Source organism: Chromobacterium sp. Panama (genome assembly GCF_003052555.1).
In the GTDB taxonomy this organism is placed as follows: Bacteria; Pseudomonadota; Gammaproteobacteria; order Burkholderiales; family Chromobacteriaceae; genus Chromobacterium.
Genome location: NZ_QARX01000001.1, coordinates 456,750 through 476,630 on the forward strand (window position 1 = coordinate 456,750; position 19,881 = coordinate 476,630).

At 73.8% G+C, this 19,881-nt stretch carries 4 protein-coding genes; all 4 read right to left on the reverse strand.

Going from position 1 to position 19,881, the window contains the following annotated elements; translation table 11 throughout:
• Positions 1–32: 32 nt before the first annotated feature.
• On the reverse strand, positions 33–806 hold the full coding sequence (locus DB032_RS02215) for a glycosyltransferase family 32 protein (protein ID WP_158274218.1): 774 nt from the start codon (positions 804–806) through the stop codon (positions 33–35).
• Entirely contained in the window at positions 803–1,573 is a 771-nt protein-coding gene (locus DB032_RS02220) for an SDR family oxidoreductase (protein ID WP_107798080.1), read from the reverse strand. Before DB032_RS02220 ends, DB032_RS02215 begins: the two co-directional genes overlap by 4 nt.
• The gene (locus tag DB032_RS02225; protein ID WP_158274219.1) at positions 1,570–12,510 is read right to left on the reverse strand and encodes a non-ribosomal peptide synthetase; all 10,941 of its coding nucleotides are present in this window, start codon (positions 12,508–12,510) and stop codon (positions 1,570–1,572) included. The genes DB032_RS02220 and DB032_RS02225 overlap by 4 nt, the downstream gene beginning before the upstream one ends.
• A gap of 2 nt (positions 12,511–12,512) precedes the next feature.
• A partial coding sequence (locus DB032_RS02230) for a non-ribosomal peptide synthetase (protein ID WP_107798082.1) occupies positions 12,513–19,881 on the reverse strand: 7,369 nt, incomplete at its 5' end.

The window sequence follows — 19,881 nt, forward strand, 5'->3', positions numbered from 1 at the left end:
GTTTTTGAAGTCGCCGCATCGCGGCGACTTTTTCATTGCAAAGGCAGCCGTCGCGTCAGCCAGGGCAGCAGCAGCCGGTTCAGCCGGGACAAGAGCCGGTGGCGCAGGTCCAGCCAGTTGAGGTCCATGTGGTGGCGGGCGTAGCCGCCGTCGGGATCGTCGGCCGGCGGCCAGGAGCTGCCGTCCGGCGTGGGCGAGCCGGGTTCGAAGTAATAGCCGGGGCAGCACAGCGTGGCCGCGTCGTCCAGGCAGCCGCTTTGCTGCACGCACCAGGTGAAGAAGCGCGGCCCCACGGTGACGGCGGTGCGCATCGCAGGCGATTCGCGCAGCCGGGCCGGCATCGCCGGGTCCAGCGGCGCGCACTGGCCGGCGGCCAGCCGGTCCAGCACGGTGTCCCACAAGGGGTGGCCGGGCGCGCTGCCTATCAGCGCGTTGTTGAAGCCGTGGGTGCGCGACAGGATCAGCCGCCTCTCCGGCAGCAGCGGGTCTATGGGCCGCAGGTTTTCGATGTCCATGTCGATGTAGAAGCCGCCGTGCAGCGCCAGGAACAGATAGCGCGCGGCGTCTATGCGCTGGATGTCGCGCTCGAAGCCGGCGTAGCGAGCCGCGAACCAGGGATAGTGTTCGTCGACCAGCGCCTGCATCTTGGGCGCGTCCCAGAACACGAACTCCCAGTCCGGATGGCGTCGCATCCAGCTGTCGCGGTAGCGGCGGTATTTGTCCGGCAGCGCGGCGGCGCCTTGATACCAGATCTGATGGATGCGGCGCGGAATGCCCGCCTCCGGCGCGGAAAGTATCGGCTTCACGAGAAGGTCGCTCCGCCGTCGATGGCGATGATGCGGCCGTTGAAGTAATCGCATTCGATGATGAATTTCAGCCCCTGCCAGATTTCCGCCGGCTCGGCCATGCGCCGCAGCGGCACCTGGGCGATCAAGTCCTCGCGGGTGGCCGGCGCCAGGCCCGCCGCCATCGGGGTGTCGGTCAGGCCGGGCGCGAGGCCGGCCACGCGAATGCCGAAGGGGGCCAGTTCCAGCGCCCAGGTCCGGGTCAGCGCGTCCAGGCCGGCCTTGGACGCCGCGTAGTTGGACTGGCCGGGATTGCCGGCGCTGGTGACGGAGGAGACGTTGACGATCAGGCCCGGCGTGTTGAGGCCGGACTCCACGCGGGCGGCGGCGAATTCTCGGCTCAGCAGATAGGGCGCGGTCAGGTTGGCGTCCAGCACCGCCCGCCATTGCGCGGTGGGCAGCTTGCGGACGAAGCCTTCCACGTCCAGCCTCACCAGCCAGCCGTCGCGCAGGATGCCGGCGTTGTTGACCAGCAGATTGGCCGGCTCCGCGTCCTCAGACGCCGTTTTCAGAAAGGCGCGGACCGCGGCTTCCTGGCTCACGTCCAGCACCGAGCCGCGCACCGCGCCGGGCAGGCTGGCGGCGTCTTCCTCCAGCCGGCGCAGGCCGGCGGCGTCCAGGTCGGCGGCGTGGACCCGCGCGCCGGCGCGGGCCAGCTCCAGCGCGAAGGCGCGGCCTATGCCGCTGGCGGCGCCGCTGACGATGGCGTTGATGTGTTCCAGTTTCATTCTGCGGTTTCCATGGTGGTGGTTTGGGCGGCGGCCTGGCGCAGCGCGTCGCGCTCGGCGTCGGACATGCCGCGCAGCTTCAGGTAGACGGCGGCGATCTTGGCGGCCAGGCCGGGCGCGGACTCGCGTTCGGCCAGCAGCGCGGCCAGGGCGCGCGGGGTCTGGGCGTGGAAGGTGGCGCGCAGCGGCAGGGTCTGCCGGAAGATCTTGTTGACGCGCACCTGGATGCGGGTGGCCAGCAGCGAATGGCCGCCCAGCTCGAAAAAGTCGTCGTCGGCGGCGACGCCGGCGCGTTCGAACACTTCTTCCCACAGCGCGCACACGGCTTGCTCCAGCGCGCCCTGGGGCGCGCTGCCGGCGCGGGTCGGCGCGTTCGCCGCCGGTTCGGGCAGGGCCTTGCGGTCCAGCTTGAGGTTGGCCGTCAGCGGCAGCCGCTCCAGGGTGACAAAGCGGCTGGGCAGCATATAGCCGGGCAGCGCGGCGGACAGCCGGGCGCGGACCCGCTGCAAGGCGGCCGGATCGGCCTCGTCGCCGGCGCGCCAGGCGCCGCTGTCGTCCGGCACCAAATAGGCGATCAGCCGGGCGTGGCCTTGCGGGTCGCGGCGGATGGCCGCCGCGGCCTGGCGCACGCCGGGCAGCTCGCGCAGCCTGGTTTCCACTTCCTCCAGCTCCAGCCGGAAGCCGTTGAGCTTGGCCTGGCCGTCCAGCCGGCCCAGCACGCGGACCTCGCCGTTCGGCAGCAGGCAGGCCAGATCGCCGCTGCGGTAGACGCGGGCGCCGGGCCGGCCGGCCAGCGGATCGGGGAGGAAGCGGGCGGCGGTTTGCGCCGGCGCGCCCAGATAACCCAGCGCCAGGCCGTCGCCGCCTATGCGCAGTTCGCCGGCCAGATGCGGCGGCAGCGGCTGGTCGTGATGGTCGGCCGTCCACAGCGTGGTGCGGCGGATGGCGTGGCCGGCCGGCGGCGGCAGCTGGCCGCCGTCCACCCGGTGTAGCGCGGACCAGATGGTGGTTTCGGTGGGCCCGTAGACGTTCCACAGCGCGGCGCCGGCGTCCAGCAGCGCGCGGGCCAGATCGGCGGGCAGCGCCTCGCCGCCGCACCAGGCGCGCAGGCCGGGCGCGGGCTTCCAGCCGGCTTCCAGCAGCATGCGCCAGCTGGCCGGCGTGGCCTGGATCACGCTGGCGTCACGGCGCGCGGCCTCGGCGGCCAGCGCCGGGCCGTCCCCGGCGGCCGAGGCCGGCGCGATGGCGACGGTGCCGCCGCAGACCAGGGGCAGCAGCAGTTCCAGCGCGGCGATGTCGAAGGACCAGGTGGTGACCGACAGCAAGACGTCGTCGGCGCTGAAGCCGGGCTCGGCGCGGAAATGCCTCAGGATGTTGGCCAGCGAGCGATGGGCGATCTGCACGCCCTTGGGCCGGCCGGTGCTGCCGGAGGTGAACAGGGTGTAGGCCGGCGCTTCCGGGTGGAGCGCGTCGCCGGGCAGCGGGCCCTCGTCGATGTCCGCGGCTGCGGGCGGCAGGGGCGCGGGCAGCGTCAACAGCTTGGCGGAGGCGGGCCAGCCGGAGGCGTCGCCGTCGACGAGGATCAAGCCGGGGCGGGCGTCTTCCAGGATGGCGTCGCGGCGCAGCGGCGGCAGCGCCGGGTCCAGCGGCAGGTATTGCGCGCCGGCCCACAGCGTGGCCAGCAGCGCGGTCAGCGCGCGCGCGTCCGGCGGCAGCGCCAGCGCCACGGTGTCGCCCGGAGCGACTCCGTCGGCGATCAGCCGGCGCGCCAGCGCGCGCGCGCCGCTCACCAGTTGGCCGTAGCTCAGGCTGCCGTCCTCGGCGGCGACCGCGGTCTTGCCCGGCTTGAGCCGCGCGGCGGCGCTCAGCATGGCGAGCACGGTGTCGCCGTCCGGCGGCGGGAAGGCGGCCGGCGGCGTCGGCTCGGCCAGGCGCAGATCGCCGACGCGGTCCGCGCCGTCGGCGATCTGCCTCAGCAGCCGCGGCAGCGCGTGCAGCAGCGCTTCCACGCGTTCCGCCTCGATGCGGCCGGCGTCGAAGACGCCGTCCAGCTCGATGGCGTCGGCGCCGGGTTTGACGTAGAGGGTCAGCGGGTAGTTGGATTGCTCGCGCGCGGAGGCCGCGCCCACGCGCAGCGCCTGGGCGGCGTCGCCGACCTCGGCGCGGATCGGGTAGTTCTCATAGACCAGCACCGCGTCGAACAGCGGCTGGCGCGCGGACAGGCCGCTCCAGCGCTGAATGTCCACCAGGGCGCTGGCTTCGTGCGGCACCAGCCGGCTTTGGGCGTCTTGCAGCCGGCCGAGGAAATCCCCGATAGGCTGCGCGGCCGAGCAGTCGGCGCGCAGCGGCAGGGTGGCGATGAACAGGCCGACGGCGGCGTCGCGGCCGGGCAGCGATTCGGGCCGGCCGGACATGGTGACGCCGAACACCAGATCGTCGCAGCGGCCGATGCGGGACAGGGCCACCGCCAGCGCGCCCTGGAACAGGGTGTTGAGCGTGACTTTGCGTTCGCGCGCGGTCTTGCGCAGCGCGGCGCCCAGTTCCGGGCTCAGCCGCAGCGACTGGGAGCACGGCCGGGCCGGGCCGCCGGCCGGCAGCAGGGCCAGATCGGCCGCGGCGGCGTAGCCGCTGAAGTAGTCGCGCCAGAAGGCTTGCTGGGCCTGGCGGTCGCTATGCGCGCGCAGCCATTTGATGAAGCGTCCGAAGGAGGGCGCCGGCGGCAGCGCCGCGCTCTGGCCCTGGCTCAGTCCGCGGTACAGGGCCAGCGCCTCGTCGAAGACGACGGCCATGGACCAGCCGTCCAGCAGCGCGTGGTGATGGGTCCAGACCAGCCGCCACGGCGCGCCGTTACGCGTCAGCAGCGCGAGGCGCATCAAGGGCGGGGCGTCCAGCGCGAAGCCGGCGGCGCGGTCGGCGGCCAGATAGCGTTCCAGCGCGGCCTCGTCCGGCGTTTCGCGGACCGAGAACGGCAGCGCGGGCGCGCGGTGGACCCGCTGCAGCGGCGCGGCCAGCCCTTCCCAGGCGAAACTGACGCGCAGCGCGTCGTGTCGCGCCAGCACCTGTTCCCAGGCTTGGCGCAGCAAGGCCGGGTCCACCGCGCCGTCCAGTTCGGCGACGACTTGCTCGATATAGACGCCGGCCGGGCCGGCGGCGGCTTCCATCCGCGAGTGGAACAGCATGCCTTCCTGCACCGGGGTCAGCGACCACAGGTCGACGATGTCGCCATGCGCGCCCAGCGCCGCGGGCAGGCCGGCCTCGTCCAGCGCGGCCAGCGGGAAGTCGTCCGGGGTCAGGGCCGCCGCCGCGGCGTCGGCGTCCAGGCTCAGCAGCGCCAGCAGCCGCTGCCGCGTCTGGCGGGCGAGGGCTTCCACCGTCGCGCGCGGCAGGGCGGCGCGGCCGTAGTTCCAGCGCAGCGACAGCTTGCCGTCGCTGACCAGGGCCACGATGTCGATCAGCCGCGGGCGCAGGCCGTCCGGGTCTTCCATCGCGCCCACTGATTCCGGCGCCGGCGCCAGCGCGCCGTCGGCCGGCAGGCTGGCGTCGAACTGGCCCAGGTAGTTGAAGGCGATCTGCGGCTCCGGAGCGGCGGCCAGCGCGCGGGCGTCGGCGTCGTCCGCCTGCCGCAGCGCGCCGTAGCCGGCGCCGCCGGCCGGCACCGCGCGCAGCGTCTGCTTGACCCGGCGCAGCAGGCGCTGCGGCGTGGCTTTGGCCAGGCCGCTCACGGTCAGCGGGTACAGGGCGGTGAACCAGCCCACGGTGCGGGAGAGGTCCAGCGTCTCGTCGTCGCGGCCGTGGCCTTCCATGGTGACGGACAGCGCGTCGGCGTCCAGCCAGTCGCGCAGCGCGCCCAGCGCCGCCGCCAGCAGCATTTCCTCGGCGCTGGCGCGCAGCGCTCCGCCGCGGAGCAGGGCGGCGGTTTCGCCGCCGTCCAGCGACAGTTCCACGGTGTCGGCCGCGCCGTAGCGGTTGTCGCGTTCCGCCTCCGTCGTCAGCGGGACGCGGACCGCGTCGGCGGCCAGCCGCGCCTGGTCTAGCCAGTAAGCGCGTTCTTCGGCGGAGGGCGCGCGCGGGCGCCGCGCCCAATGGCCGAAGCCGACGCGCGCCGGCGGCGGGGCCACGCCGGCCAGCAGGCCGGCGAGATCCTGCAACAGCACGCGCCAGGACACGCCGTCCACGATCAAATGATGGATGAGCAACAGCAGCCGGCCGGCCTCGCCGTCGCCGCAGTCGAAGTGCACGGCCCGCAGCAGCGGCCCGCGTTCCAGATCCAACTCCCGCTGCGCCGCCTCGGCGCGGGCCTCGATGGCGGCGGCGCGCTCCGCGGCCGGCAGCGCGCTCAGATCGACGCGCTCCAGCCAGTCTTCTTCGCGCAAGGCCTCGCGCGGCGCGTAGTGTTGACGCCAGCCTTCGGCGCCGGCGGCGAAGCGCAGGCGGAAGGCGTCGTGGCTTTGTTCCAGCCGCAGCAGGGCGTCGCGCAGCGCCGGCGCGGAGACGCCGGCGGCCACGCTCAGCAGCAGCGCCTGGTTCCAGTGGCCGGGACGCGGCAGGGCGCTTAGGCGTTCAAAGAACCAGTGCTGGGCCGGGGTCAGCGGCAGCGGCGCGCCGGACGGAATCTCCGGCAGTTCGGCTTCCGGCCGCGCCGGGCGGACCTGGGCGGCCAGCTCGGCGACGGTGGGATGGCTGAAGATGTCGCGCGCGGCCAGCGCCAGGCCGGCCTGGCGGGCCTGGGCCACGATCTGCAGGCCGAGGATGGAGTCCCCGCCCAATTGGAAGAAGTTGTCGTCGGCGCCGATGTCCTCGCGGCCCAGCACTTGTTGCCAGATCGCGGCCAAGGCTTGCTCTTGCGGGGTGTCGGGCGCGCGGCCGCGGGCCGGGGACGCCGCGTCCGTCTGCGGCGCCGGCAAGGCGGCGCGGTCGGTCTTGCCGTTGGGGCCGACCGGCCATTGCCGCAGCGCGATCCATTGCGCCGGCAGCATGTATTCCGGCAAGCGCAGGCGCAGCGCCGCCAGCATGGCCGCGCGCCAGTCGCCGGCCTCGGCCTCCGGCGTCAGCCGGACGTAGGCGGCCAGCCGGTCCGCGCCGGAGCGGTCGCGGTAGAGCGCGGCGGCGGCTTGGCGCACGCCGGGGCAGGCGGCGAGGCCGGCTTCGATCTCCTCCAGTTCCACCCGCTGGCCGCGCAGCTTGACCTGGCCGTCGGCGCGGCCCAGGTATTCCAGCACGCCGTCCGGCAGCAGCCGCACGATGTCGCCGCTGCGGTACAGGCGGCCGCCGGGCAGCGGCGACAGCGGGTCCGGGATAAAACGCCGCGCGGTCTGCGCCGGCTGGCCCAGATAGCCGCGCGCCAGGCCGCAGCCGGCGATGTAGAGTTCGCCGCGCACGCCGGGCGGCACCGGATTGAGGCGGGCGTCCAGCACGTGGAAGACGACGCCGTCTATGGGCTGGCCGATGCCGACGGCGAGCGCCGGCGGGTCCGAGCGCAGGTATTCCGCGCTGGAGGCGTCGATGGCGGTTTCGGTGGGGCCATAGAGATTGACCAGGGGGATGTCCAGCGCGGCGTGGAAGCGGGCCAGGGTGGCGGCCGGCAGCGCTTCGCCGCCGACGAAGACCCGGCGCAGCGCGCGGCAGCCGGCGAAGTCCGGCATCGCCAGCAGCACGGCCAGCAGGCTGGGCACCAGCTGCAGCACGGTGACGCCTTGTTCGCGCACGGCGCGGATCAGGTAGTCCGGGTCGCGGTGGCCGTCCTCGGCCGCCAGCAGCAGCTTCGCGCCCTGGGTCAGCGGCGCCCAGAATTCCCATACCGAGGCGTCGAAGCCCACCGGGGTTTTCTGCAGCACCGCGTCGTCCGCGTCCAGCGGGTAGCGGCGCTTCATCCAGGCCATGTGGTTGTCCAGCGCGGCGCGGCCGACGGCGACGCCCTTGGGGCGGCCGCTGGAGCCGGAGGTGAACAGCAGATAGGCCAGCGCGTCGCCGTGGACCGGCGCGACGGGGGCGGCCGCGTCTTCATCGTTCAGATCTTCGGCCAGGCTTGCTTGCAAGACGGCGCAGCCGGGCGGCGCGTCTGCGGCGGGGTCCAGGCTGAGCAGCAGGGCCGGCGCGGCCTCTTGCAGGATGTCGCGGCGGCGCGCTTCCGGCTGGCCGCGGTCCAGCGGCAGATAGGCGGCGCCGGCTTTCAGCGTCGCCAGCATCGCCACCACCAGCTCGGGCGAGCGCGGCAAGTCCAGCGCCACCACCGCGTCCGGGCCGGCGCCGTGCGCCAGCAGCCGGCGCGCCAGCCGATTGGCGCGGGCGTCCAGTTGGGCGTAGCTCAGCGTCGCGCCCTCGCCGGCCACGGCCACGGCGTCCGGGCGTTGCCGCGCGACGGCGGCGATGGCCTGCGGCACCGAGAAGTCGGCGAGGCCGGCGGACGGGCCGCGTAGCGGCTTGGGCGCGCTCTCGGTCAGCGGCGCGTCCAGGCACAGGGCGTCCGGGTTCCGCGTCAGCGCCTCGGCGGCGGCCAGGTAGAGCCGGCCGATGGCGGCCACTTGCGCGTCGGGGAAGGCCGCGCGGTCGTAGGAAAAGCCCAGGGTGACGGCGCCCTCGGCGCGGCTGGCGCTGAAGGTGACCGCCAGCGGGATGTCCACCGCTTCCAGGCGGCTGCTGTCCAGCACTTCCAGCGCGCCGGCCTCGCCCAGTTCGCGGTAGACGTGGAAGTCCACGTAGTTGAAGGAGGCTTCGAAGCGGGCGGCTTCGCCCAGCTTGAGGATGTCCGCCAGCGGGAAGAAGCGGTGAGGCAGGCTGTTGCCCTCCGCCGCCATGGTTTCCGCCAGCAGCGCGCGCCAGCTGCCGCCGACGCGGACGCGCAGCGGCAGGGTGTTGAGGAAGAGGCCCAGCGCTTCGGCGCCGTCGGCGTCGGCCGGGCGGCCGTTGCTGACCAGGCCGGTGACGATTTCGTCCTGACCGCACAAGCAGGCCAGCGCGCGGGCGTGCACCGCCAGCAACAGAGTCTTCAGCGGCAGGCCGCTGTCGGCGGCCAGGCGGATCAGCGCGGCGGCGACGGCGGCCGGGAAACCGATTTCCTGCGCGCCCACCCTGGCCTTGCCCGCCGGCGCGGCATGCTGCGGCCAGCGCGGAATGGCGGCGGACGGCAGGCCGCTCAATTGGGCGCGCCAGTAAGCCTGTTGCGCCGGATCGGCCAGCGCCGCCCGCTCCGCGGCGACGAAGTCGCGGAAGGCCGCGCGCGGAGCCGGCGCGGGACCGGTCTGGCCGCGCATCCGTTTGAACAGGGCCGCGCACAGGGTGGCCACGCTCCAGCCGTCCAGGATGGCGTGGTGGAAGGCCAGCGTCAGCTGCCATTCGTCGTCGGCCAGCCGCAGGCAGCCGACGCGCAGCAGCGGCGGCCGCTCCGGCGCGAAGCGCTGCTCGCTCAATTGCCGCAGCTGGCTGGCCACGGCTTCGTCCCGCTGCTGCGGCGACAGGCCGCGCAGGTCGTCGATGTCCAGACTGGGCGTCAGATCGCGCCAGACCAGCTGCAGCGGCTGGGAGTAGCCGGCCAGCGCGAAGCCGGTGCGCAGCAGCGGATGTTCGCGGCTCAGCTCCGCCAGCGCCTGGCGCAGGCGTTCCGGGGCGATGTCGGCGCGCAGCCGGTGGGAGAACACATCGTGGTACAGATTGCGGCCGTCGTCGTATTCATTGTGGAACAGCATGCCGGCCTGCAGTCTGGCCAGCGGCAGCGCGTCTTCCACCTCGGGCGGCAGCCGCGCGCGGTCGGCGGCGTCTATCAGCGCGAAGGGCGGCAGGACCGCGTCCGGCGCGCTGGTGTTTTCGTCTTCGCCTTCACCCATCGCCTCGACGATGGCGGCGATGGTGCCGTGGCGGAAAATGTCCTGGATGCTCAGCGGGCAGCCGCGCTCCTTGGCCAGGCCGGCGATGCGCACGCTGCGGATGGAGTCGCCGCCCAGCGAGAAATAATTGTCGTGGATGCCGACGCGCGGCAGGCCCAGCACCTGGCTCCAGATCTCGGCCAGCAGCTGTTGTCTGGGGGTGGCGGCGGGGACGTAGGGCGTGTCCAGCGCCGAGCGCGCGCCTTGCGGCGACGGCAGCGCGCGCGCGTCCACCTTGCCGTTGAGGGTGAGCGGAAACTCGGCCAGCGCGATGAAGGCCGCCGGAATCATGTGGGCCGGCAAGCGCGCGGCCAGATGGCGGCGCAAGGCGTCGGCGCCGGCCGCGGCCGGGTCGTCGGCGCGCAGATAGGCGATGAGTTGGTCGTCGGCGGCGACGAGGTGAACGTCGCTCACCGCCGGATGGCTCAGCAGCGCGGCGCGCACTTCACCCAGCTCGATGCGGAAGCCGCGGATCTTCACTTGATGGTCGATGCGGCCGCAGTAGAGCAGTTCGCCGTCGGCGCTGCGCCGCGCCAGATCACCGGAACGGTAGCGCCGTTCCGCGCCGACGCCGGGAAAACGCTCGGCGTTCAATTGCGGGCGGTTCAGATAGCCTAGGCTGACGCCGGCGCCGCCGACCAGGATTTCGCCGGGCGCGCCCAAGGGCACGGGGTGGCCGCAGGGGTCCACCAGCTCCAGGCTCAGGTCGTCCAGCGGCTCGCCTATCGGGCTGAGCTCGCCGCCGGCCTCAAGATCGGCGGCGAGGATGCGGCGGAAGGTGACGTGGACGGTGGTTTCGGTGATGCCGTACATATTGGCCAGCCGCGGGCCGTCGTCGCCGTGCCGTTCCAGCCATGGGCAGAGCTCGGCCAGCCGCAGCGCTTCGCCGCCGAAGATCACCCAGCGCAGCGTCGTCGGCCGGGGCAGCGGCGCGGCGCTTTCCGCGGCGATCGCCAGCTTGAACGCCGACGGGGTCTGGTTCAGCACGGTGACGCCCTCGCGGCCCAGCAGTTCGACGAAGGCGGCCGGATCGCGGCTGAGTTCGCGCGGCACCACCACGCAGCGGCCGCCGTAGAGCAGCGCGCCCCAGATTTCCCACACCGAGAAATCGAAGGCGAAGGAGTGGAAATAAGTCCAGACGTCGTTCTCGTCGAAGGCGAAATGGCGGGCGCTTGCGGAGAACAAACGCAGCACGTTGCGGTGGGAAACCAGCACGCCCTTGGGCTGGCCGGTGGAGCCGGAGGTGTAGATCACGTAAGCGCCGTGCCCGGCTTCCAGGCCGGCGGGCGGCCGCGCCGCCGGTCTGGCGCCGCAGCCTATTTCCGCCAGCGACAGGCAGCGGTGTTCCGCCGGCAGCCGCGGCCTGAGTTCGGCGTCGGTCAGCGTGAGCAAAGCCTGGCTGTCGTCCAGCTGATAGGCCAGCCGCTCTTCCGGATAATCCGGGTCCAGCGGCAGATAGACGCCGCCGGCCAGCGTCACGCCAAGCATGGCGGCGATTTGTCCGGCGGAGCGCGGCAGGCAGATGCCCACCCTGACGCCGGGCGCGACGCCGTCCTGGCGCAAGCGTTCCGCAATGGCGGCGGCCTGGGCGCGCAGCTGCCGGTAGCTCAGCGTCGCGGGGCCGTCGCTGACGGCGACGCGGTCCGGAAAACGCTCGGCGGCGGCCAGGAAGGCGGCGGCCAGGGTGTCCGGCCCGCCGCGGCCGGCCGGCGGGAGCGGCGCGGGCGGCTGAACCGCGCTGGGCCGCACCAGGCCCAACTCGCGCAGCGCGGCGTCCGGCCGCGCGGCGATCTGGCGCAGCAGCTCCAGATAGGCCTCGGCCAGCGCCGCGGCCGGCGCCTCGTCCACCCGCGCGCGGTCGAAGCCCAGCTTCAAGCTCAAGCCGTCCGCGCCCGGCACCAGGGTCAGGGTCAGCGGGTAGTGGGTGCGCTCGCGCTGGGAAACGTCGGAAATCCGGAAGCCCAAGCCGTCCGAGGGCAGGGCGTCGCCTATCGGGAAGTTGTCTATCGCCACCAGGGTTTCGAACAGCGGCTGGCCGCGCGGCATGCCGCTGTGGCGCTGGACGTCGGCCAGATCGCTGTGCGACAGCGATTGCAGCTCCAGCTGGCGGCGCTGCACCTCGGCCAGCCATTGCGGCAGCGCGGCGTCGGCCGGCGTCGCCAGGCGCAGTGGCAGGGAGTTGATCAACAGGCCCGCCATGCCGTCCACGCCGGGCAGGTCGATGGCGCGGCCGGACAAGGTGAGGCCGAAGACCACGTCGTCCTGGCGCGCGTAGCGGCTGAGCAGGATGGCCCAGGCGCCCAGCAGCAGGGTGCCCGGCGTTACCCGGCAGCGTTCGGCGGCGGCGGCGAGGTCGCCGTCGACGCGGTAGTCCAGCCCTCGTTCGATCTGGCCGACGTCGGCGCCGGCCAAGGCGCCCGGCAGCGCCGGCCGGTCCAGGCCCAGCGGCGTCGGCGCGGCGAGATCGCCCAGCAGGGCGCGCCAGCGGCTGGCGGCGGCGTCCTGGTCCTGGCGGCCCAGCCAGCTCAGATAGGCGGAGAAGGGCGGCGGCGGCGGCGGCAGCGCCGCGCCGGACAGCAGCGCGAAGTAATCGCGCATCAGGATGGGCAGCGACCAGCCGTCCAGCAGAATGTGATGGTGGCTCCAGATCAGCCGCCATTCCGCCGGCCCGTAGCGCAGCAGCGTCAGCCGCATCAGCGGCGGCCGGTTCAGCTGGAAGCCGCGGCGGCGGTCTTCGTCCAGCAGCGCCTCCAGCCGCCGCTCGCGCTCGGCCGCATCGTCTTGGCTCCAGTCGTGGACGGCCAGCGGCGCGCGGGCGCGGCGGAACACCACCTGGCGCGGCTCGGCCTGGCCCTTGGTGACGAAGGCGGTGCGCAGGATGGGATGGCGTTCGGCCAGCCGCTCCAGCGCGTCGGCCATGGCGGCGGGGTCCACCGCGCCGTCCAGCCGGCAGATCAATTGCTCGAAATAGACCGGCGAGCCGGGCGCGAACAAGGTGTGGAACAGCACGCCGCGTTGCAGCGGGCTCAGGGGCAGGATGTCCTGGATCTGGTCTTTGAGGTTCGGTGTGCTTGTCATGGTCATTCTATGTCGGTGAGGTCGTCCAGCAAGGCGGCCAATTCGTTCTCTTCCAGCGCGACGCCGGCGAAGTCCGAGGTGTGGTAGGCGACGGCGGGCAGGCCGCCGGCGCGGCAGAGCGCGGCCAGTTCTTCCAGCGCCAGTCGGCACTGTTCGGCTAGGGCCGGGGTGTCGTGGGCGTCGGCGTAGTCGAAGTCCAGCCGCAGGCGGCCTTTCTCGATGCGGGCGTTGACGGCGACGGCGTGCGGCAGCCGCTGGCGTGGGTCTTGCGCCGGTCCGGCCTCCCGCGCCGATAGCCGCGCGCGTAGCCGCGGCAGCACGCCGTCGGCGGCGTCGTCCAGCCGGCCCAGATAGTTGAAGCTGAGCGGCCGCGGCGGCGCCTGGTCCAGCGCGGCGGCCTGGGCCGGATCGCCCAGATAGCGCAGCGCGCCGAAGCCGACGCCGCCGCCGGGCACGCCGCGCAGCGCGGCCTTGGCCGCCGCCGCCGCCGGCTCCCAGCCGTCGCCGGCCGGCTCTATGCGCAGCGGGTGCAGGCAGGTGAACCAGCCCACGCTGCGCGACAGATCGGGCGCGGGGCCCGCCGCCGCGCCGCGGCCGTGGTTTTCCAGATCCAGGGCGAGCGCGGGCAGGCCGCTCAGCCGGCGCCAGGCCAGGGTCAGCGCCGCCAGCAGCAGTTCCTGCGGCTGGGCGCGGTAGCGTTCCGCGCCGCCTTCCAGCAGCGCGGCGCTGGCGTCGGCGTCCAGGCTGACTGTCGCGCGGCGGCGTTCCGCCACGCGGCCGACGGCGCAGAGTCCGGGCGGCGCGGCCAGCGGGGCGACGGCGGCGCGCCAATAGCCGAGTTCGCCGGCCAGCGCGGGCGCGGCTTCCGCCAGCGAGCGCGTCCAGGCCCGGTAGCTGACGGCCACCGGCGGCAGCGAGATCTCTACGCCGTCCGCGGCCTGGCCGTAGGCCTGGTCCAGGTCGTCCAGCAGAATGCGCCAGGACACCACGTCCAGCACCCAGTGGTGGGCGATCAGCAGCAGTTCGGGGCGGCCGTCCGGCCCGGCCTCGATCAGCACGGCGCGCAGCAGCGGGCCGCGCTCCAGGTCCAGCGAGGCTTGCAAGCGCGCGCCGTGGGCTTGCAGCTCCGCCTCGCGCGCGGCCGCTTCCGTTTCCCGCAGCGTCAGCGTTTCAAGCGGCGGCGCGGCGCGCGGGCCGTAATGCTGGCTCCAGCCGCCGTCGGGCTCGCGGCGCAGCCTCAGGCGCAGCGCGTCGTGCCGCAGGGCCACGGCCGTCAGCGCCGCCCGCAGCGCGGCCGGGTCCGCGGCGGCGTCCAGGCTCAGCCGCAGGCTGAGGTTCCAGTGCTGCGGCGTGGGCCAGTCTTGTTGCAGGAACCAGCGCTGGATGGGCGCCAGCGGCGCCTCGGCCTGTTCCGGCTCCTCGATGTGGGGCCGCCGCGCTGTCGCGCCGGCCACCGCCGCCAGTCCGGCCACCGTGGGATGGGCGAACAGCGCGCGCGGCTCGATGTCGAAACCGGCCTGCTTGGCGCGCGAGACGATTTGCAGGGCCAGGATGGAATCGCCGCCGGCGGCGAAATAATTGTCGTGAACGCCGATGCCGCCGCGACCCAGCGCCGAGCGCCAGATCTCCAGCAGCGCGGCCTCGGCCGGGCTCAGCGCGGCGTCCGCGTCCGGCGCGTCCGGCGCGGCGTCTTCCGGCGACGGCAGCGCCGCGCGGTCTATCTTGCCGGCCGGGGTCAGCGGCCATTGGCGTAGGATCAGGATGGCCTGCGGCAGCTCGTGGGCCGGCAGCCGGGCGGTCAGGTGTTCGCGCAGCGCGGCGGCGTCGGCGGCGGCCTCCGGCTTGAGCCGGGCGTAGGCCAGCAGCTGGCGGCGCTCGCCGTCCCGGCGGATCAGCGCCAGCGCCTCGTCCACGTCCGGATGGGCGCTGAGCGCGGCGGCGACGCCGTCCAGCTCGATGCGGTAGCCGCGGTGCTTGACCTGGCCGCCGGCGCGGCCCAGGAAGCGGATGCCGCCGTCGGGCAGGTATTCGCCCAGGTCGCCGCTGCGGTACAGCCGCGCGCCGGGCAGGCCGGACACCGCGTCCGGCACGAAGCTGGCGGCGGTGCGGCCGGGCTGGCCGATATAGCCGCGCGCCAGCGCCTCGCCGCCGATGTGCAGCTCGCCGGGCACGCCGGGCGGCACCAGGCCGCCCCAGCGGTCCAGCAGATAGAGGCGGACGCCGGCCATGCCGCGGCCTATGGACGGCAGCTGCTCGAGCGCGTCGCAGGCCTGCATGCTGGCGCAGACCGTGGCCTCGGTCGGGCCGTAGGCGTTGACCACGCGGCGCTTGGCGGCCCAGCGCGCCAGCAGGCCGGGCGCGGCGGTTTCGCCGGCGGAGATCAGGGTGCGCAGGCCGGGCAGGTCGTCTTGCTCCAGCGCCGCCAGCAGCGCCGGCGGCAGGGTGGCGTGGGTCAGGCCGTGACGCCGCGCGGCGCGGCGCAGCGCGCCGGCCGGGTCTTGCGCGGCGTCGGCTTCCGGCAGGCACAGGGCCGCGCCGCTGCCCAGGGCCATGAAGATTTCCGACACCGAGGCGTCGAAGCTCAGCGGGGCGAACTGATAGACGCGGCTGTCGGCGTTCACCTGGAAAACCTCGCATTGGGCGCGGCAGAGGTTGGCGACGCCGCGATGGCTGACGCCCACTCCCTTGGGCCAGCCGGTGGAGCCGGAGGTGTAGATCAGATAGGCCAGATTGTCGACGCCGGCGGCGCAGGGCGGCGCGGCGTCCTGCGCGGCGTCAGCAGCGTCAGGAGCTTGATCCAGCAACAGCAGTTTGGCCGGCAACCGGCTCAGCGTCGGCAGCAGGCGCGTTTCGCTGAGCAGGATGGCGGCGCCGCTGTCGGCCAGCATATAGTCCAGCCGTTCGGCCGGATAGGCCGGGTCCAGCGGCAGATAGACGGCGCCGGCCTTCAGCGTGGCCAGCAGCGCCGTCACCGCGTCCGCGCCGCGCGGCAGCAGCACGCCCACCACGGTTTCCGGGCCGGCGCCCAGCGCCTGCAAGCTGTGGGCCAGTTGGTTGGCGCGGCGCTCCAGTCCGGCGTAATCGAGCGCGCCGTTCTCGTCCAGCAGAGCAGGCGCGCGCGGCGCGGCGGCGGCCTGGCGCTCGAACAGGCGCTGCGCCAGTTCCGGCGAGGCCAGCGGCGGCCGGGCGGCGTCGGCGATCCGCGCCCGCCGCGTGTCCGCGGGCAGCAGCTCGATGGAGGCGACGGCGGCGTCCGGCGCGGCGACCATGCGTTCCGCCACCGCAAGCCAGCGTTGCAGCAATTCCTCGGCCGCCGCGTCGGCGACGCGGCTGCGGTCGAAGGTGAGCTTGACGGTCAGGGCCGCGCCGGGGATCACGGCCAGCGTCAGCGGGTAGTTGGTGTGTTCGCTGAAGCGCGGCGTTTCAAAGCCCAGGCCGGCGGCCTCGTCGCGCAGCAGCGCGTCGGCGGGGTAGTTCTCGAAGACCAGCAGGGAGTCGAACAACTGGGCGTTGTCGCGGCCGGCCCAGCGCTGGACGTCCACCAGCCGGTTGTGGGCGTAGTCCTGCACCCGGGCCTGATCGGCCTGCACCTGGGCCAGCAGCGCGCGCGCGTCGGCGGCCGGGTTGAGCCGCACCCGCAAGGGCAGGGTGTTGATGAACAGCCCTATCATTTCGCCTATGCCGGGCAGATCGCCGTTGCGGCCGGACAGGGCCGCGCCGAACACGATGTCCTCGCCGTGTCCGCTGCGCGCCAGGGTCAGCGCCCAGGCGGCCTGGAACAGGGTGTTCAGCGTGCTGGCGCAAGCCTGCATCGCGGCGGCGGCGCGCGCGCTCCACTCCGGCGACAGCCGGATTTCCCGCTCGACGAAGTCGGCGCCGCCGCCGGCGGGGCCGGCGAGCAGGGTGGGCTGTTCCAGTCCGGAGAAATAGCGGCGCCAGAAGCGCTCGTCCGAGCGGGCGCGGCGGCCGGCGCGGTCCAGCCAGCCGATATAGGCGGAGAACGGCCGCGCCGGCGGCAGGGCCGGGGTCTCGCCGCGGCTGAGCGCGCGGTACAGGGTCAGCAGTTCGCGGAAGAACAGCGGCAGCGACCAGCCGTCCAGCAGCAGGTGGTGATAGCTCCAGATCCAGCGCCAGCGGTCCTGGCCCAGGCGGATCAGCGCCAGCCGCATCAGCGGCGCGGCGTCCAGCGCGAACGGCCGCGCGGCGTCGGCGGCCAGATAGTCGGCCAGCGCGGCCTCGGGCTCGGCCAGGCCGGACCAGTCCAGCCGGCTGATCGGCAGCGGCGCCGCGCGCATCGCCGCCTGCAGCGGTTGGGCCAGGCCCTGCCAGTGGAAGCCGGAGCGCAGCAGCGGATGGCGCGCCAGCATCGCGCGCCAGGCCTCGGCGAAGGCGTCCGGGTCCAGAGGGCCGTTGACCACGCTGCTGAGCTGTTCCAGATAAGCGCCGTCGGCGGCGTCGGCCACGCTGTGGAACAGCATGCCCTGTTGCAGCGGGGACAGCGGATAGAGATCGTCGAAAGGGCCGCTCCGGCGCGCCAGCTCCTCCACGGCGGCCTGTTCCAGCCGCGCCAGCGGGTAATCGGCGGCCAGCAGCGGCGCGGCCTCGATCTCGTCCAGCGCCAGCGCGAGTTCGCGGGCGAAGGCGTCGGCCCAGCCGGCGACGGTGGCCGCTTCGAACTGGCCGCCGGGGTAGCGCCAGTCCACGCGCAGCCTGCCGTCCAGCACCACCAGCACCAGGTCCAGCGCGAAGGGGCGCAGGTTGGCGGCGGCGCGTTCGCCGGCAATCAGCTCGGGCCGCAGTTGGAACCAGGCGTTGTCGACGCCGCGCGGCGCGCCCAGGTAATTGAAGCTGATTTCCGGCAGGCCGGCCGCGTCCAGCCGCCGGCGCGCCTCTTTGTCCGGCCCCAGCCAGCGCGCCTGGCCGTATTCCGGCGCGATGGGGGTCAACAGCGACAAGGGCGCGGCGATGGCGGCCAAGAGTTCGGCCGCGCCGGCGACGGCGGCGTCGCCGGCCACGCTCAGCGGATACAGCGCGGTGAACCAGCCCATGGTGCGGGACAGGTCCAGGCCGGATTCCGCGTCGCGGCCATGGTGTTCCAGCGTCGCGGCGAAGCGCGGCGCGTCTAGCCGGGAGGCCAGCGCGCGCCATAAGGCCAAGAGCAGCAGGGCGCTGACGCGCTGGCCGGCGGCGCGGGCCCCGGCGGCCAGCAGGCGGCCGGTCAAGGCCGCGTCCAGCTCGCGGCTGAGCAGCCGCGAGGCGGCTTCGGTATTGGCCGCCGGCGCAGCGAAGTCGCGGCGCAGCGTCGGGAAGCCGGCCGCGGCCTGGCCGAGCCAGGGCGCGGGGTCCGCCTCGGCGGCGTCGGCCCGCTGCCGCTCCGCCCAGCGCCGCCAGTTGGCGGGCACGGCGGCGAGCCGCGGGGCTTCGCCGCGCGTCAGCGCGTCCAGCGCTTGCGTCAGATCGTCCAGCAGAATGCCCCAGGACACCGCGTCCACCGCCAGATGGTGGACGATCAGCGCCAGCAGCGGCGCTTGCCGGCCGCGGCGCAGCAAGAGCGCGCGGGCCAGCGGGCCGGCGTCCGGGTCCAGCTGGCGCTGGGCCTGTTCTATCGCCGCGCGCGCGGCCTCCTCGCTCTCGTCCGTCAGCTCCAGTTCGCGGCAGGGCCAGCCGCCGGCCGCCTCGGCCAGCGCCGGCTCCGGCGCGAAGCGCAGGCGGAAGGCGTCGTGGCGCGCGGCCACGGCGTCGAGCGCGGCTTGCAGCCGGGCCGCGTCCACGGGGCGGGCCAGTTGCAGCGCCAGCGCCTGGTTCCAATGCCGCGGCTCGGCCAGCTCCTGGCCGGCGAACCAGCGCTGGATGGGCGTGGCCGGCAGCGGGCCGGCGGTCGCGGCGTCTTCCTCGGTCGCCGCCGTGCTAAGCGCGGCGGCCAGCTGGCGGATGCTGGGCTCCAGCAGCAGCTGGCGCGGACTCAGCGCCAGGCCTTGAGCGCGGGCGCGGGCGACCACTTGCAGCGAGAGGATGGAGTCGCCGCCGAGGGCGAAGAAGTTGTCGTCGATGCCGGGCAGCGGCACGGCGAGGACCTCGGCCCAGATCTGGGCCAGCGCCCGTTCGGCGTCCGAGCGGGCTTCGACGCGCAGAGCGGCGCTGGCCGCTTGCGGCGCGGGCAGCGCGGCGCGGTCCACCTTGCCGTGATGGGTCAGCGGGAAACGCTCCAGCGCCACGATGACGGCGGGCAGCATGTGTTCGGGCAGCTCGGCGGCCAGCGCGGCGCGCAGCGCGGTGGGTTCGGCGTCGCCGACGGCGTAGGCGACCAGGCGCGGTTCGCCGGCGGCGGGGCGGTCCAGCAGCACCAGCGCCTCGCGCACCGCGGGCAGCCGGCACAGCGCGGCTTCGATCTCGCCCAGCTCAATGCGGAAGCCGCGCAGCTTGACCTGATGATCGGCGCGGCCCAGGTATTCGATCTCGCCGTCGGCGCGGCGGCGGGCCAGATCGCCGGAGCGATACAGGCGGGAGCCGTCGGCGGCGAAGGGATTGGGCAGGAAACGGGAGGCGGTCAGCGCCGGACGGTTCCAGTAACCGCGGGCGACGCCGGGGCCGCCGACATAGATCTCGCCAGGCACGCCGACGGGCACCGGCTGCAGAAAGCGGTCCAGCAGATGGAAGGCCAGATCGGCAATCGGCTGGCCGATCACCTGGCCGCGACGAGCATCCAGATCGGCCTGACGGATGGCGCGCTGGGTCACGTGGACGGTGGTTTCGGTGATGCCGTACATATTGACCAACTCGGGACGCTGGTCGCCGCGTTGTTGGAACCAGGGCTCCAGGCTGGCCAGCTCCAGCGCCTCGCCGCCGAAGATCACCAGGCGCAAGTCCGGCAAGGCGTGAGCGGCGGCGGCGGGAATCAACTGGCGGAAGGCGGCCGGGGTCTGGTTCAACACCGACACCCGGTGCTGTTGCAGCCAGCCGGCGAAGGCCTCCGGCGAGCGGGACACCCAATAAGGCACTACCAGGCAAGTGCCGCCGAACAGCAGCGGCCCCCAGATCTCCCATACCGAGAAATCAAAAGCATAGGAGTGGAACAGCGACCACACATCGTCGGGGCCGAAGGCGAAACGCTCCGAGGTGGCGGCGATCAGGCGGACCACATTGTGATGGCTGACCACGCAGCCCTTGGGGGTGCCGGTGGAACCTGAGGTGTAGATGACGTAGGCGGCCTGCTGCGGATGCAGACGGCGCGGCAGCGGGGTGTCGTCGCCGGAGGAGACGGCGACGTCCAGCCAGCGCAGCGCCAGTCCGGCGGGCAGGGCATCGGCGGATTCGGCGTCGCCGACGACGACATGGATGGCGCTGTCGCGGACCAGGAACTCCAGGCGCTCG